Raw genomic sequence first — 15,229 nt, forward strand, 5'->3', positions numbered from 1 at the left:
TGCCTACTGCCTACTGTTAGCTATACTTCCTTTTCCTCCAATAATTAAACCCAAAGCCAAAAGCTAAAAGAATAGTAAGTGGTAAAACAATATTGAAAAACTGCCAAAAACCACGCTCTTCAAAAGCTTTTTTCTTGTCTAAATTATTTAATTGGACGGTTTTATTTCTTAGTGTAATTAAACCAGTATCGTCTAATAAATAATCAACCGTGTTTAATAGGAAATCTTTATTTCCAAAACGCTGTTGTGTCCATTTATCTAAACCTAGGTCGTATGGTTTTCCTTTCAAAATCTGATTTCTAGCAATATCTCCATCTGCAATAACTACCATTTTATTATCTGTAGAAATCTTCTTGTAATCTGGATAATCAAATGGTTTTGTTCTGTTTTCATAAGCAGAATTAAAACTACCTTCTAACAAAACAGCTAATAATTGACTTCCCGCCGTGTATTCTTGCTGAATAGGTTCTTTTGCAATACTTTCTAATTCAATAATAGCAGGTGTTCCTGTTAGTTTTGATAAAACCGAACTCACTAAAAGTGGCGTCTTTTTGATGTCTTTTTTCAACGTATCTATTTGTGTAGTAAACTGGAATCGAACAGGTAAGACATTCTTTGTTATTGGGTGATTTGGATTTCCTTTAACTAATGGATGATAAAACCAATCGTAACTTTCAAATTGAGCCTGATTTCCTAGGCTTCCTGATGCTAAAGTTAATTTAGAAGCATATAAATCTTGAACTAATTTATTATTGATGCGAACACCATAACTGAATAATAAATCGGTTAAATCTAACTCACGATTATAGGCAAGCATTTTTCCTGCGTTGTATAAACTATCCGTATCAGCATTTAAATTATCAATCATCCACAACGATTTACCACCGTTCATGATGTATTGATCTAATACTAATTTTTCTTCGTGTGTAAACTTTTCAGAAGGTTTAGCAATAATTGATAAATCGTATTGCTTCAATTGCTCTATTGTTTTTGCTGGATTCTTCTCAACGGAATCTAGTGTGAATTTTCCTAAACTATATTTTTTTCCTAGCTCACTTAAAAAGCTAAATAATCGTATGTCTTCTAATTCACCATTTCCAGATAAAACGGCAATCTTTTTTCTTTTGTTTTGAGTAATTAAATTTATAGCATTTCCAAAAGCATACTCCAAAGAAGAAATGGCATTCGATAACTGTTCTTCTTGAGATTTTGCCATAGTGTTTGGTAGTAACGGAACTGTAATTGCTTTCTGACCATAAAACAGTTCTGCCCAAGGAAAGATTAAAGCTTCAGAAAGTTTTCCGTCTTCTTCAACAGTGAGTTGACTCGGCATCATCCCGTTTTTAACAAGCTCTTCTCTAATATCATCTGGATTGATAAAACGAAAACGAATATTGGTATTTTCAGCTTGGAGTTCTTCTAAAAACTGACGAGTTTCAATTTGTAAGCGTTTAAATTCTGAAGGAAAATCACCTTCCAAATACACATTAATAATCAAGGTGTTCTCTAATTTATTAACGATGTTTTTGGATACTTCTGAAAGCGTGTAACGTTTGTCCTTGGTCAAGTCAAAACGAGTAAAGAAAGACGAACTAACAAAATTAATAAACACTAAGCCGGCTAAAACAAAAAGAATCTTTTTCAAATTTTTACTCATGATCTAATTGTTTTTTAGTTATAAATAAAAAGAAGAATGTCACACTTATAAAGTAGATAATATCTCTAGTATCAATTACACCACGACTGATACTTTTAAAATGCTCGTTAAATCCAAACTGACGCACATAAAAATCAGAACTTCCTAATAAATTAGCAATCGCATCAAATCCATAAAACATAAAAAATGAAATGAATACGCTTAAGATAAACGCCACAATTTGATTTTTAGAAAGCGTAGAAGTAAATAAACCAATAGCACAATAACCAGAAGCTAAAAACAGCATTCCAAAATACGATCCAATAATACTTCCTATATCTAGGTTTCCAACAGGATTTCCTAATGCATAAATAGAATACACATACGTAAGTGTTGGTAAAAGTGCTACGATAACTAAAAAAAGTGAAGCTGTATATTTACCTAAAACAATTTGCCAATCGGTTAAAGGCTTGGTTTTTAAAATTTCTAGCGTTCCTGTATTGAATTCATCTGCAAAACTCTTCATTGTAATTGCAGGAATTAAAAATAAAAACAGCCAAGGAGCTATATAAAAGAATGAGTTTAAATCAGCAAAACCAGCATTTAAAATATTAAAATTGTCTTTTAAAACCCATAAAAACAATCCGTTTACTAATAAAAATACTCCAATAACTAAATAGGCTACAGGAGAAGCAAAAAACGAGTTGAATTCTTTTTTAAATATTGATTTCATTAATTATAAAAATAAAGAAAATCCGATGGATGCGCCAAATGTATCAATGGCTAATTGATTTCCGTTGAAATTAGCATAGCTATCATAAAATGTATTTTGATAATTTATTGATAGCTCTATATTTAATATTTCATGAACAAAATAACCTATGCCTAACCCAACTACAAGTTCTTCCATATTACTTTCAGAAATTTGGGTAGATGGAACAGGTGAGTTAATTAAGCCAATAGTGTTTAGTTCGGATGTATATTGACCAAAACCATATTTAAATTGTCCAAAAAAATTAAAATCATTACTTGACGGATAGTAGTATTTAACAAAGGGAGAAAGAATATATGAGGTTGAGTTAAATTCAGCAGCTTCATTGTCTCTGCTGCTAAATGAAAGCGTTGCATCTATTCCTACAAAAAGATTATCAATAATTGAATACCCTATCTGTGGAGAAAAAGTAAATGTTGAAGTTGACTCATTAGTTAAACTATTTCCAGAGTTATCTATAATTCGAGATGAACTATTTGAAAAAGATAATGGAGTATTTAGTCCGATTAAAAATTTTCCTTTTTCAGTTTGAGCAAAAGATGACGCAACAGTCATCATTACAAATAGCAATTTTAACGTTTTAATTTTCATATTATAATTTTTTAAAATTTAAGCCAAACTTACAACTTTATCTACACTCCATGCTTGTGGTTTATCGTTAAAAAACACCTTGGTTTCTGCCCAAATGTTTTTAAAGAGTTCAGAGTGTCTGTAATTTTCTAAATCTTCTTCTTTATCCCAATAGCTATAAGTGAAAAATATATTCGGATTTGTTTTGTCTCTATATAATTCTAATAAACGGCATCCTGGAAAGTTTCGTATATTTTCTTTTTTTTGATCAAAATTTTCTAAAAAAGTAGGAATCTTTTCAGGTTGAAAACTCATTTTTACAATACGTACAAACATAAATCTTAACATTAAATAGTGGTAAACTCTGGAGTGCTTGGGTTTATAAATTCTACCGTAATACGGTCTCTATAATCTAAGCCTAATAAAGTAGATGCACCTCCAACAGTTTTTAAATTACTTCTGTAAATAGCGATTTCTAAATAATTGGCGGAGTTGAATAAAGCTAGTTTTTTACCGTCAAACTGACGAATATCTGTAGATTCAAAATTTACAATGTCGTTATATTGAGTATAAATTTTGTCAAAAGTATAACGCCTTGCTGTAATTTTGAAAGGGCGATCTTTACCAATTTCCTCAAACATTTTCTTGCTTATATTACTAATTACATTACCATAATTATCAATATAAATAACACCGCCAACAATAATTGTCTTCTCTTGATTAATTTTTGGCTGAATTTCAACCATTTTTTTATAATCTTCAATCGCTTTACCAATTACATCTAACTTTCCTCCACGAGCAATAAAACTGGCAACTTTTACAAAAACATCTAATACAGGAAAACTACTTTCAATATGATCGTGTATGTTAATCTCAACAATTTTGGTAGGATTGATTTCAGAAGCAATCATTGAAATAATTCCATTATCTGGACATATAAAATAGTGATCGTCTAAATAAATGGCAATGTGTTTATTTTGAATACTCAACTCAGAATCAACTCCAACAATATGTATAGTTCCTTTTGGAAAGCTTTTGTAAGCGTTTTTTAAAATATATGCAGTTTCAGCAATATTAAATGGTGTAATTTCATGAGTAATATCAATAATAGTAGCTTCTGGTAACTCCGAATAAATAGCACCTTTAACAGCACCAACAAAATGATCCTTAAGGCCAAAATCGGTTGTTAATGTAATAAGCGCCATCTAAACTATTAGTTGTTAATTATTTTGTGAAAAACTCTAATGAAATTTAAGACAAAGCTACATAAATGAATAAAATAATTACTACATTTAAACATAATAAAATTAAAAAAGCTTAGCATTTGAACGAAAGAGTAATTGAACTTACAGAAATCAACCCAAAAGAATTTTTTGGCGCTCAAAACAGTACAATCTCCCTTTTAAAAACAAACTTTCCTAAAATTAAGATTGTTGCTCGTGGTAATAAACTAAAAATTTACGGTGATCCTGAAATTCTAGATGAATTTGAGAGACGATTAGAGCGTTTAATCAATTATTATAATCGCTATAATAAATTAGATGAAAATAGTATTGAGCGAATTTTAACGTCTAACGGGAAAGAAGAGGAGGAAAGAAAGTTTGGTGATAATAAACAAATTTTAGTGCACGGTGTAAGTGGAAAAATAATTAAACCACTTACAGAGAATCAACGCAAAATGATACAACTCATGCGAGAAAATGATTTGTTATTTGCTGTTGGTCCTGCGGGAACCGGAAAAACATACACTGCTGTAGCGTTAGCTGTTAAAGCATTAAAAGAAAAAGAGGTTAGAAGAATTATATTAACTAGGCCTGCGGTTGAGTCGGGAGAAAATTTAGGTTTCCTTCCAGGAGATTTAAAAGAAAAATTAGATCCGTATATGCAACCGTTATATGATGCATTAAGAGATATGATTCCTTTTGAAAAATTACAAGTTTATTTAGAAAATGGAACCATTCAAATTGCGCCGTTAGCATTTATGCGTGGAAGAACCTTAGACAATGCATTTGTAATTTTAGATGAAGCTCAAAATACAACACATGCACAAATGAAAATGTTTCTAACTCGTATGGGAATGCATGCAAAGTTTATTATTACTGGAGATCCAGGACAAATTGATTTACCAAGAAAACAAGTTTCAGGATTAAAAGAAGCGTTATTAGCATTAAAAAATATTGATGGAATTGGGCAAATTTATTTAGATGATAATGATGTTGTTCGCCATAGATTAGTAAAAAAGATTATTAAAGCTTACAAAAGCATAGAAACTGAATAAAATTCATGTTTAAAAATCTTAACTTTCAGGAAATATTGTCTCTTGCTTATGTGTTGTTGATAATTGTGGGTGTTATTAGTGAGAGTATATTTTATGGTGTTTTAGGAGTTCATTATTTAGAGTACACATCAATATTAGACGCACTAATTTCTCCTTTTAGTTTAATTACGAGCGATTTAAGAGTTTTTTTAGTTATAGTCGTTTTAATGATTTTCTATTATCTGTATATGGTAAAGTTTTTACCTTGGATATTCAAGAAAGCTAATAAAGAAAAATCTTTAGAGGAGATTCAAAACAAGAAGACTTTATATTTTGCTTTAATACTAGCTTTTGTTATTTTATTTCCTAGTATGAGAATTGGAATGGCTATAAGTTATAAAAATCGATTAGAAGAAAAAACTTTTGAGAATGACCATTCGCTTGTATTTAAGGGTGGAGATGTTTTGAATGTAAAAAAAATAGGGCAGAATACTAGCTATGTTTTTTATGTGCAAGAAGATGATAATGTGGTTACAGTTACACCAATATTAGATAATATAAAGCAGATAAAAAGAATTCCAAAAGAAGATTAAAAAGTTTACTTTTGCCGTTTACAACAACGCAACACTAAATGAATACAATTAACGAAACGAGTTTTAACTTTCCAGGTCAAAAATCGGTTTACAAAGGGAAGGTTAGAGAGGTGTATAATATAAATGATGAAGTATTGGTAATGATTGCCTCAGATCGTTTATCTGCTTTCGACGTAATTATGCCTCGTCAAATTCCGTACAAAGGACAAATCTTAAATCAAATTGCAACTAAAATGATGAACGAAACTTCTGATATTGTTCCGAACTGGTTGGTTGCAAATCCAGATGAAAACGTAGCGGTAGGATATCTATGTGAACCTTTCAAGGTAGAAATGGTTATTAGAGGTTATTTGTCTGGTCATGCGGCACGTGAATACAATGCTGGAAAAAGAGTATTATGCGGAGTAACAATGGCTGAAGGAATGAAAGAAAATGATAAATTTCCAGAGCCAATTATTACGCCATCAACAAAAGCAGATAACGGAGAGCACGATGAAGATATTTCTAGAGAACAAATTTTAGCTAAAGGAATAGTTTCAGAAGAAGATTATCTAGTGTTGGAAGATTACACAAGAAAATTATTTGCAAGAGGAACTGAAATAGCCGCTAAACGTGGTTTGATTTTAGTTGATACTAAATATGAGTTTGGTAAAACTAAAGACGGAAAGATTGTTTTAATTGATGAAATTCATACACCAGATTCTTCTCGTTATTTTTATGCTGATGGTTATGCAGAGCGTCAAGCTAAAGATGAAAAACAAAAGCAGTTATCTAAAGAGTTTGTTCGTCAATGGTTAATCGAGAATGGATTCCAAGGAAAAGAGGGACAACAAATTCCAGAAATGAACGATGAAAAAATTATTGAAATTTCTAATCGTTATATAGAATTGTTTGAGCAAATTACAGGAGAACAATTTGTAAAAGCAGATACAGCTAATATTTTAAGTAGAATTGAACGTAACGTTACTAACTACTTAACTAAATAAAAAAAGAGAAGTTTAACTTCTCTTTTTTTATATGAAATAGATTAGGAAATATTATTCAGGCATTATAACAGTATCTATTGCATGAATGATTCCATTACTAGCTTCTACATCAGTAATAATTACTCTAGAGATGTTGCCTTTTGCATCTTTTAATAAAACATCACCACCTTTCATCATTGCAGTTAACGAGTTTCCTTGTACAGTTTTTATTACAAATTTTCCATTATTAGCTTTAATTGCTTTTACTACTGCTTTTGCATCAAACTTTCCACCTATAACATGATAGGTCAAAACTGTAGTTAATATTTTTTTGTTTTCTGGTTTAAGTAAAGAATATAATGTGCCTTCTGGTAATTTTCCAAAAGCATCATTGGTAGGAGCGAAAACTGTAAAAGGTCCGTTACCGTTTAATACATCAACTAAGTTGGCAGCTTTTACAGCAGCAACTAGTGTAGAGAAGTTTTCATTTGATGCTGCTACACCAACAATAGTTTCTTCTATTTTCTCTTTCTTTTTATCATTAACGGGGTCTGTAGATAGTGCTTTTACAGTGTAAGTCATAGATGAAAAAGATAGCAGTAATAAGAATGTTAAGTTTTTGAATTTCATAATATTAGTTTTATTTTTTACGAAGTTATGATTTAATAAAACACAAATTGTTTAATGTTTTGTTAAAAAAAATAAACAAAATAGTATTTTTGGAAAATCAAATAAAAATTATGTTGAGTAAAAAAGATATTAGACCAAAATTAGACTTAGATGCTGTTGGTGAAACAGAAGGATTTCAAAATAAAACGTTACGTCCTATTTTAAAATTACAGCATGAAATACTTTTATTAGTCTTTAAAACATGGTCTGAAAAACACAGAATAAATTTGTTTTCTTTAAATGTTGAGAGATTTAATTCAATTCTTGAAAAAGAGTTTTCAAAAAATAATGTGGTAAAAAATCAATTAGTAGGAATTGTTATTGGGCAATTTACCGCAGACGAGTATAAAGAGTACATCATAAAATCCTCTGAGTACAATAAAAGAATTTTTAACATGATTAAAAAAAGACTTTTTGATAGCTTTGAGGAATTAAAGAAGAAGTAACTTTATGAAAACAGCTACGATTAAAATTTTAAAAGATGAATTAAAACATCAATCTTCGGATGAATTATTGGAGTTGTGTTTAAAGTTAGTTCGATTTAAAAAAGAAAATAAAGAGTTATTAACCTATTTGTTATTCGAAGCTTCAAATGAAGATCGCTATATAGAATCTATTAAATTAGAAGTCGATGAGCTATTCAATGAAATAAACACCAAAAGCTTTTTCTATATTAGAAAAAGTGTGCGCAAAATACTTTCTACACTAAAAAAATACATTCGCTATTCCAAAAAGAAAAACACAGAAGTAGAACTACTATTATATTTCTGCTTAAAATTAAAGCAGTTTACGCCTTCAATTTTAAAAAGTCCACGTCTACAAAATATCTATGATACACAAATGAGAATGGCTAAAAAAGCTATGGAAAATCTTCATGAAGACTTACAGTATGATTATAATATGTTTATTGAAGATCAGGATTTAATTTAATGATTTATCAATAAATACCTTTTATTATTAATGGTTGTTTAATTTTGTAACATTTTTGTTAGTAATATTTTATGCTAAATTAATATATTTATGCTAAAATAGTATATCTAATGATTGAGTCTTGCCCTAATTGTAATTCAGAAGAGGTAATTAAAAGCGGAATTATTAAAAACAGACAACGCTATAAGTGTAAAAAATGCAGCTATTATTTCACAGTAAATAAGTTGGGAAAAAAAATAGATGATTACTATGTAAATAAAGCTCTTCAGTTATATTTAGAAGGTTTGACTTATAGAGAAATTGAACGAATTTTAGGAGTATCCCATGTGTCAGTTTTAAACTGGGTAAAAAAATATAATATCAAACGACCTTATTCAGGAAATTATCATCCTACCTATAAAATTTTAAGCGCTTCAGAGCTATCAAAATACTTTCAAAATACTGAGAATTTATACAAATCAGGTGTGCTGATAACTGAGTTAGGAGATAAGTTTATGATGATTAAATGGGAACGTTTTAAAGATTAACTATAGTTATTTAACAATTAAGTATACTGTTTTTTATAAAATACTTGAATTTTAAGAGATTAGCGATGCACACAAAACCAAGTTTAACGTATAACTAATTCTTAAAACTTATGAAAAAATCTTTAGTCTTACTGTTTGGGTTGTTATTATCCTTGCAGTTTTCCTTTTCTCAAGGCTCTCCTGATTACAAAGGAGGTTTAAAAGTAAAACTTGATGAAGATGGGAAAAAATATCTACGTATAATTTCATGGGCGCAAGTTCAGGGAGTATATAATTTTGATGCGTCTGCCAATAGTGCAGATGTTAGTTTTAATTTAAGAAGAGCAAGAATATTAATGTTTGCTCAAATTAATCCTAAATTTTTAATCCTTACACATTTCGGTTTAAATAGTTTAACAGGTGATACCATGAGTCCTACTGGAAAAGGTGAAGGCTCTCAACTGTTCTTTCATGATGTTTGGGCGCAATATAGTGTTGGTAAAGATCATGTAGTTGGAGCAGGATTACATTATTTTAATGGTATTTCAAGATTGAACAATCAGAGTACTTTAAACATGATGACACTCGATAATAACCGTCAATCATGGGCTACTATAGGTTTGTCAGATCAGTTTGCACGTCATCTAGGAATATTTGCAAAAGGTAAATTCGGTAAATTACAGTATCGAGTTTCTATAAACGATGCTTTAACAAATAGTTTAGATGCACGTGATCCTAATGCTGAAACGTCTGCTGTATATGGCGGTAAAAGAATTTTAGGTTCTGCGGATGCTGGTAAAACGTATTCTGGGTACTTCGATTATCAACTTTTAGATGAAGAATCTAACTTTTTGCCATACAAAGTAGGCTCTTATTTAGGAGGAAAGAAAGTATTTAATGTTGGAGCTGGTTTCTTTTTTCATCCAAGCGGTTCCGTATTTAATGATAATGGAAATTTAGTAGGTGAAGATGTAAGCATTTTTGCAGTTGATGCATTTTATGATTCTCCAATTGGAACAGATGGAAGTGCTATCACTGCCTATGCTGTTTATCAGAATAATAACTATGGTACTAACTATTTAAATAGTGCTTATGGAACTGGAAATATGATGTATGGTCATGTAGGTTATGTGTTTGCAGGTGATACTGCTAAAACAAGATATCAACCTTATGTTTCTTTTGCTTCTAATAGTTATGATGCCGTTAATGATAATCGAAATATTTTCGGTTTAGGAATTAATGCCTACCTGAGTGGACATAATTCGAAGTTAACACTTGAGTATCAAAACCAAGATTTTGGAACTTCTACGAGTTCTTTAACACTTCAAGCAATGATTTACTTATAAAAAATACAATTATGACAGATAGAGATAAAGCAATGGCATATTGGAAAGAAAACCTACGATATTTAGTAATTCTACTAGCTATTTGGTTTGTAGTTTCATATGGCGCAGGAATAATATTTAAAGATGCTTTAAATGCAATCAAAATAGGAGGTTTCAAATTAGGTTTCTGGTTTGCGCAACAAGGATCTATTTATGTATTTGTTGTTCTGATTTTCGTATACGTTCGATTGATGAATAAACTAGATAAAAAATATGGCTACGACGAGTAGTGGCTTAAACTAATTTTAAAAATTTACTATTATGAGTGTTCAAATTTGGACTTATATTATCGTTGGAATCACTTTTGCCTTATATATTGGAATAGCAATTTGGTCTAGAGCTGGTTCTACTAAAGAATTTTATGTTGCTGGTGGAGGTGTTTCTCCTTTAGCAAACGGAATGGCAACAGCAGCAGATTGGATGTCGGCAGCTTCATTCATATCAATGGCAGGATTAATCTCTTTCATGGGATATGATGGTTCGGTTTATTTAATGGGATGGACAGGTGGTTATGTGCTGCTAGCATTATTACTAGCTCCTTATTTAAGGAAGTTTGGAAAGTTTACAGTTCCAGATTTTATCGGAGAACGTTATTATTCTAAAACAGCTAGAATTGTAGCAGTATTATGTGCCTTAATTGTTTCCTTTACCTATGTAGCGGGACAGATGCGTGGTGTTGGTGTAGTGTTTTCTCGCTTTTTACAAGTAGATATTAATACAGGTGTAATCATCGGAATGATTATCGTTTTGTTTTATGCTGTTTTAGGAGGGATGAAAGGAATTACATACACACAGGTAGCGCAATATTGTGTTTTGATTTTTGCATTCATGGTTCCGGCAATATTTATTTCAATTCAAATGACTGGAAACCCGATTCCACAATTAGGAATGGGATCAACATTAAATGATGGATCAGGAACTTATTTGTTAGATAAATTGAATGGATTATCAACAGAATTAGGTTTTGCTGAGTATACCGATGGATCAAAATCATTAATTGATGTATTTGCCATTACATTAGCTTTAATGGTTGGTACTGCTGGTTTACCACACGTTATCGTAAGATTTTTCACAGTTAAAAAAGTGAAAGACGCTCGTAAATCTGCCGGATTAGCATTGTTATTCATTGCTATTTTATATACCACAGCTCCTGCAGTTGCGGTGTTTGCTAGAACTAACTTAATCAACACGGTAAGTGAGAAAAAATATGCAGACATGCCAGCATGGTTTACAAATTGGGAAGAAACAGGTTTGCTAAAATATGAAGATAAAAATCAAGATGGTGTTATTCAGTATGTAGCAGATAAAAGTAAGAATGAACTAACAGTAGATAGAGATATTATGGTGTTAGCAAATCCTGAAATTGCTAACTTACCAAATTGGGTAATTGCATTAGTTGCTGCGGGAGGATTAGCAGCTGCGTTATCTACTGCGGCAGGTTTATTATTGGTGATTTCGGCAGCAGTGTCGCATGATTTAATAAAGAATGTCTTCAAACCAGATATAACAGAAAAGCAAGAGTTGCTTGCTGCTCGATTATCAGCAGTGGCAGCAGTAGTGGTAGCGGGTTATTTTGGTATCAATCCACCAGATTTTGTCGCCGCGGTCGTCGCATTGGCTTTTGGTTTAGCAGCGGCATCATTCTTTCCAGCAATTGTTCTTGGGATTTTTTATAAGAAAATGAATAAAGAAGGGGCTATAGCAGGTATGGTAGTAGGAATTGTTTTAATGATTTTTTATATTTTAAAATTCAAATTTGGAGTTTTTGATGGAGGAAAAGAAGCTGTAGCAGGATTAAAGTCTAGCTGGTGGTTTGGGATTTCTCCTGAAGGATTTGGAACTATTGCCATGATTGTGAATTTTGCAGTAGCTTTAGTTGTAAATTCATTTACACAAGAGCCGCCTCAAGATGTTCAGGAAATAGTAGAAAATATTAGAATACCAAGCGGTGTTGGCGAAGCTGTTCATCACTAAGTAAGATGTCTTGCATATTTAATTTTTAAATAGCTAAATTGAAGCAGTGTTATAATTAATTTTAGAACACTGCTTTTCAACTACAATAGAAAAATGAAAAAACGTCACGAACAAAAGTTGGTAGTATTATCTATAGCATTAATAGTACTAATTAATATTCCTATGATTCTCATTTTTAATCATAAAGGAGAGATATTTGGATTTCCTGTTTTGTATTTTTCAATTTTTATTTTGTGGATTTTATCGGTGCTAATTTCATATTACGTTTTAGTTAAGTATTATGAATAACTACACACTTTTCCTGATAATAATAATTTACTTGTTTGGACTGTTTTTTATCGCATTCATAGCAGAAAGAAACATCAAAAGTAAATGGGTAAATAACTCTTATGTGTATGCTTTATCGCTAGGAGTGTATTGTTCCGCATGGACATATTATGGAAGTGTTGGAATTGCAGCAACATCCGGAATTTACTTTTTACCTATTTATCTAGGTCCGTTAATAGCCATTCCACTTTGGATAGTTGTCATGCGTAAAATTATCAGAATTTCAAAGCAACATAAAATATCTTCCATAGCAGATTTTATTTCTCTTCGTTATGGAAATAGCAGATTTTTAGGTGCTTTGGTAACTATTGTTTGTGTGTTGGGTATTGTTCCTTATATCTCATTACAATTAAAAGCTGTTTCTGAAACATTTATCATAATGACAGGTAGAGAGCATAATACCTCTCTTGGAATATTGTCTGATTCTACATTTTACATTGCTGTTATTTTAGCAATTTTTTCAGCTTTCTACGGAACTCAAACCACAGATGCTACTATAAAACGTAAAGGAATTGTAGCAACGGTAGCATTAGAATCTGTAATTAAATTAGTTTTTTTTCTAATAGTTGGAGTCTATGTAACTTTTTTCTTGTTTGATGGAACTGAAGATATTTACAATCAAATTTCAGTTACCGATGGCTTTGAAAAATTGGTAACTATAGATAGTTTAGAAAGTGGGTTTAATTGGTCGTTTACCATAGCATTATCTTTTTTTGCTATTTTTTTATTACCTAGACAGTTTCAAGTTACAGTACTAGAAAACACGAGAACAAAGCATTTGAAAAAAGCTGTTTGGTTATTTCCTTTGTACTTGTTATTGTTCAATGTCTTTGTGATTTTTATTGCATGGGCAGGAAAACTTCAGTTAGATGAAAGTTTTAATCCAGAGTATTATACATTGTTTTTGCCATTACAAAATGATAATACTTTACTAGCTCTTTTGGTTTTTTTGGGTGGATTTTCAGCAGTTATTTCAATGGTAGTAGTATCTACACTTGCACTTTCTACTATGGTAAGTAATAATTTAATTATTCCTTATGGATATTTAGATACATTTATAAAAGGACAATCAGCTGAAAATGCCACTTATATTAAAACAATTCGTAGAGTTTCAATTTTTATATTGATTATTGCGGCTTACTTATTCTATTATTATTTTTCAATTCAGTTGTCTTTATATTCTATAGGATTGATAGCTTTTGTAGTGATTTCTCAGTTAGCTCCATCATTTTTTATTGGTTTATATTGGAATAGAGGTTCATCTAAAGCGGCCATAATTGGAATTTTAATTGGATTTATGATTACGGTATACACGTTAATCTTACCATTTACTATAGAAGGATTAACAGGTTCTCGCGAGTTTACTGAGAATGGTATGTTTAGTTTAGAAATTTTAAAGCCTCATGCATTATTTGGAATTGACTTTTTAACACCGCCAGCACATGCGTTTTTTTGGAGTATTATGCTAAACTTACTTACATATCTTATAATATCTCTTACCTCTAAAGGACATTACAGAGAGCGTAATTATGCTGAGATGTTTGTAGATTCTAGTAATTTTTCCTCGTTACAAGACAACGCTTTGGTATGGAAAGGTAAGGCTTATGTAGCAGATATTAAAAATGTATTGATTAAATTTTTAGGTGAAGAAAGAACCGAAAGAGCATTGAATTTATTTTTTGAAAAGTATAAACTATCAAAAAGTGCTCATATGGCAGATGCAAGATTGGTAAATTTCTCTGAAAAATTATTGACAGGAAGTATTGGTTCTGCATCCGCAAAGATTCTAATATCTAGCGTAGTTAAAGAGGAAGAAATAAGTTTGGTAGAGGTACTTAAAATTTTAGAAGAGTCTAAAGAAGCTAAGGCTGTTAATAGGGTATTAACGGAAAAGTCAAACGAATTAACTGAACTTACTGGGCAATTACAAGAAGCTAATAATGAACTTATTCAAAAGGATAAGCAAAAAGATGAGTTTTTAGATACTGTAGCGCACGAGTTAAAAACACCTTTAACTGGAATTAGGGCTGCTACTGAGTTGATTTTAGAAGATGAAGAAATGCCTTCTGAAATAAAGTCTCAATTCTTGCAAAATATTTTACATGATTCTGATCGTTTATCAAGATTGATTAATAATATTTTGGATTTTGAAAAGCTATCAACGGGAAGGGATAAGTTGGATTTTGTTGAGCAAAATATATTAGATACAATTTTAAAAGCAGTTAATAGTACTAAACATATAGCTTCAAAAAAAGGAATTACAATTGATATTGAAAAGGAAAAGAACTATAGGTTAAAATATGATGAAGATAGAATTGTACAGGTTTTAACCAATTTAATTTCAAACGCAATTAAATTTTGTGGACCTACTAAAGGTCGTGTACATATAGCTTATGGTGTAAAAGACAATTTTATAGAGGTATATGTGAGAGATAATGGAAAAGGAATTGCAGAAGAGGATTTTGATTATATTTTCGATAAGTTTTATCAATCCGAAAATCAAAATATAATTAAGCCTTTAGGAAGTGGTTTAGGATTGGCTATCAGCAAGCAAATAATAGAAAAACACAATGGTATAATTTGGGCAGAAAAAGGAAATAAAATCGGCGCAACCTTTGGTTTTAAGTTACCTTTTAAGTAAATTG

At 30.8% G+C, this 15,229-nt stretch carries 17 protein-coding genes; 11 read left to right on the top strand and 6 right to left on the bottom strand.

What is annotated here, in order from left to right; all coding sequences use genetic code 11:
* Positions 1-16 precede the first annotated feature (16 nt).
* Genes gldG through EV195_RS15270 form a run of 5 tightly spaced genes read right to left on the bottom strand, consistent with a single transcriptional unit; the run spans position 17 to position 4,183 of the window.
* Entirely contained in the window at positions 17-1,657 is a 1,641-nt protein-coding gene (gldG, locus tag EV195_RS15250; protein WP_132795833.1) for a gliding motility-associated ABC transporter substrate-binding protein GldG, read from the bottom strand.
* Entirely contained in the window at positions 1,650-2,369 is a 720-nt protein-coding gene (gene gldF / locus EV195_RS15255) for a gliding motility-associated ABC transporter permease subunit GldF (protein ID WP_132795834.1), read from the bottom strand. The genes gldG and gldF overlap by 8 nt, the downstream gene beginning before the upstream one ends.
* 3 nt (positions 2,370-2,372) lie before the next feature.
* The gene (locus EV195_RS15260) at positions 2,373-2,999 is read right to left on the bottom strand and encodes an outer membrane beta-barrel protein (protein WP_132795835.1); all 627 of its coding nucleotides are present in this window, start codon (positions 2,997-2,999) and stop codon (positions 2,373-2,375) included.
* Between the two features lie 18 nt (positions 3,000-3,017).
* Positions 3,018-3,314, bottom strand: coding sequence for a putative quinol monooxygenase (locus tag EV195_RS15265; RefSeq protein WP_132795836.1), 297 nt, complete (start codon positions 3,312-3,314; stop codon positions 3,018-3,020).
* Positions 3,315-3,325: 11 nt separating this feature from the next.
* Positions 3,326-4,183 carry an SAM hydrolase/SAM-dependent halogenase family protein gene (locus tag EV195_RS15270; RefSeq protein WP_132795837.1) on the bottom strand — a complete coding sequence of 286 codons (858 nt, stop codon included), beginning with the start codon at positions 4,181-4,183 and terminating at the stop codon, positions 3,326-3,328.
* Positions 4,184-4,302: 119 nt separating this feature from the next.
* On the opposite strand from EV195_RS15270, the gene EV195_RS15275 reads away from it, so the two are divergent.
* From EV195_RS15275 to EV195_RS15285, 3 genes are read left to right on the top strand one after another with little or no spacing between them, the layout of a single operon-like run.
* Positions 4,303-5,256: a PhoH family protein gene (locus EV195_RS15275; protein WP_132795838.1), complete on the top strand. Its 954-nt coding sequence runs from the start codon at positions 4,303-4,305 to the stop codon at positions 5,254-5,256.
* A 5-nt stretch (positions 5,257-5,261) separates the two neighbouring features.
* Positions 5,262-5,828, top strand: coding sequence for a hypothetical protein (locus EV195_RS15280; RefSeq protein ID WP_132795839.1), 567 nt, complete (start codon positions 5,262-5,264; stop codon positions 5,826-5,828).
* A gap of 38 nt (positions 5,829-5,866) precedes the next feature.
* The gene (locus EV195_RS15285) at positions 5,867-6,814 is read left to right on the top strand and encodes a phosphoribosylaminoimidazolesuccinocarboxamide synthase (protein ID WP_132795840.1); all 948 of its coding nucleotides are present in this window, start codon (positions 5,867-5,869) and stop codon (positions 6,812-6,814) included.
* 51 nt (positions 6,815-6,865) lie between these two features.
* On the opposite strand, the gene EV195_RS15290 is transcribed toward EV195_RS15285, so the two are convergent.
* A complete protein-coding gene (locus tag EV195_RS15290; protein ID WP_132795841.1) occupies positions 6,866-7,423 on the bottom strand; it encodes a fasciclin domain-containing protein in 558 nt (185 codons plus the stop codon).
* 89 nt (positions 7,424-7,512) lie between these two features.
* On the opposite strand from EV195_RS15290, the gene EV195_RS15295 reads away from it, so the two are divergent.
* From EV195_RS15295 to EV195_RS15330, 8 genes are all read left to right on the top strand, one after another.
* Positions 7,513-7,908, top strand: a complete 396-nt coding sequence (locus EV195_RS15295) for a glyoxalase (protein WP_132795842.1) — start codon at positions 7,513-7,515, stop codon at positions 7,906-7,908.
* A 4-nt stretch (positions 7,909-7,912) separates the two neighbouring features.
* The gene (locus tag EV195_RS15300; protein WP_132795843.1) at positions 7,913-8,392 is read left to right on the top strand and encodes a hypothetical protein; all 480 of its coding nucleotides are present in this window, start codon (positions 7,913-7,915) and stop codon (positions 8,390-8,392) included.
* 110 nt (positions 8,393-8,502) lie between these two features.
* Positions 8,503-8,919 (top strand): IS1/IS1595 family N-terminal zinc-binding domain-containing protein, encoded by a 417-nt coding sequence (locus EV195_RS15305; protein WP_132795844.1) that lies wholly within the window; start codon positions 8,503-8,505, stop codon positions 8,917-8,919.
* Positions 8,920-9,029: 110 nt separating this feature from the next.
* A complete protein-coding gene (locus EV195_RS15310) occupies positions 9,030-10,244 on the top strand; it encodes a hypothetical protein (protein WP_132795845.1) in 1,215 nt (404 codons plus the stop codon).
* 11 nt (positions 10,245-10,255) lie between these two features.
* Entirely contained in the window at positions 10,256-10,513 is a 258-nt protein-coding gene (locus EV195_RS15315) for a DUF4212 domain-containing protein (protein WP_132795846.1), read from the top strand.
* A 31-nt stretch (positions 10,514-10,544) separates the two neighbouring features.
* Positions 10,545-12,257 (top strand): sodium:solute symporter family protein, encoded by a 1,713-nt coding sequence (locus EV195_RS15320; protein WP_132795847.1) that lies wholly within the window; start codon positions 10,545-10,547, stop codon positions 12,255-12,257.
* A 93-nt stretch (positions 12,258-12,350) separates the two neighbouring features.
* The gene (locus tag EV195_RS15325) at positions 12,351-12,545 is read left to right on the top strand and encodes a hypothetical protein (RefSeq protein WP_132795848.1); all 195 of its coding nucleotides are present in this window, start codon (positions 12,351-12,353) and stop codon (positions 12,543-12,545) included.
* Positions 12,538-15,225: a sensor histidine kinase gene (locus EV195_RS15330; RefSeq protein WP_132795849.1), complete on the top strand. Its 2,688-nt coding sequence runs from the start codon at positions 12,538-12,540 to the stop codon at positions 15,223-15,225. Before EV195_RS15325 ends, EV195_RS15330 begins: the two co-directional genes overlap by 8 nt.
* Positions 15,226-15,229 lie beyond the last annotated feature (4 nt).

The sequence above is a fragment of the Tenacibaculum skagerrakense genome, from assembly GCF_004345825.1.
Taxonomy (GTDB): Bacteria; Bacteroidota; Bacteroidia; order Flavobacteriales; family Flavobacteriaceae; genus Polaribacter; species Polaribacter skagerrakensis.

Bases quoted from the DNA above. Each gene is read 5' to 3' on its own strand.
- gldG (WP_132795833.1), bottom strand. From the start codon at position 1,657: ATGAGTAAAAATTTGAAAAAGATTCTTTTTGTTTTAGCCGGCTTAGTG.
- gldF (WP_132795834.1), bottom strand. From the start codon at position 2,369: ATGAAATCAATATTTAAAAAAGAATTCAACTCGTTTTTTGCTTCTCCT.
- EV195_RS15260 (WP_132795835.1), bottom strand. From the start codon at position 2,999: ATGAAAATTAAAACGTTAAAATTGCTATTTGTAATGATGACTGTTGCG.
- EV195_RS15265 (WP_132795836.1), bottom strand. From the start codon at position 3,314: ATGTTTGTACGTATTGTAAAAATGAGTTTTCAACCTGAAAAGATTCCT.
- EV195_RS15270 (WP_132795837.1), bottom strand. From the start codon at position 4,183: ATGGCGCTTATTACATTAACAACCGATTTTGGCCTTAAGGATCATTTT.
- EV195_RS15280 (WP_132795839.1), top strand. From the start codon at position 5,262: ATGTTTAAAAATCTTAACTTTCAGGAAATATTGTCTCTTGCTTATGTG.
- EV195_RS15285 (WP_132795840.1), top strand. From the start codon at position 5,867: ATGAATACAATTAACGAAACGAGTTTTAACTTTCCAGGTCAAAAATCG.
- EV195_RS15290 (WP_132795841.1), bottom strand. From the start codon at position 7,423: ATGAAATTCAAAAACTTAACATTCTTATTACTGCTATCTTTTTCATCT.
- EV195_RS15300 (WP_132795843.1), top strand. From the start codon at position 7,913: ATGAAAACAGCTACGATTAAAATTTTAAAAGATGAATTAAAACATCAA.
- EV195_RS15305 (WP_132795844.1), top strand. From the start codon at position 8,503: ATGATTGAGTCTTGCCCTAATTGTAATTCAGAAGAGGTAATTAAAAGC.
- EV195_RS15310 (WP_132795845.1), top strand. From the start codon at position 9,030: ATGAAAAAATCTTTAGTCTTACTGTTTGGGTTGTTATTATCCTTGCAG.
- EV195_RS15315 (WP_132795846.1), top strand. From the start codon at position 10,256: ATGACAGATAGAGATAAAGCAATGGCATATTGGAAAGAAAACCTACGA.
- EV195_RS15320 (WP_132795847.1), top strand. From the start codon at position 10,545: ATGAGTGTTCAAATTTGGACTTATATTATCGTTGGAATCACTTTTGCC.
- EV195_RS15325 (WP_132795848.1), top strand. From the start codon at position 12,351: ATGAAAAAACGTCACGAACAAAAGTTGGTAGTATTATCTATAGCATTA.
- EV195_RS15330 (WP_132795849.1), top strand. From the start codon at position 12,538: ATGAATAACTACACACTTTTCCTGATAATAATAATTTACTTGTTTGGA.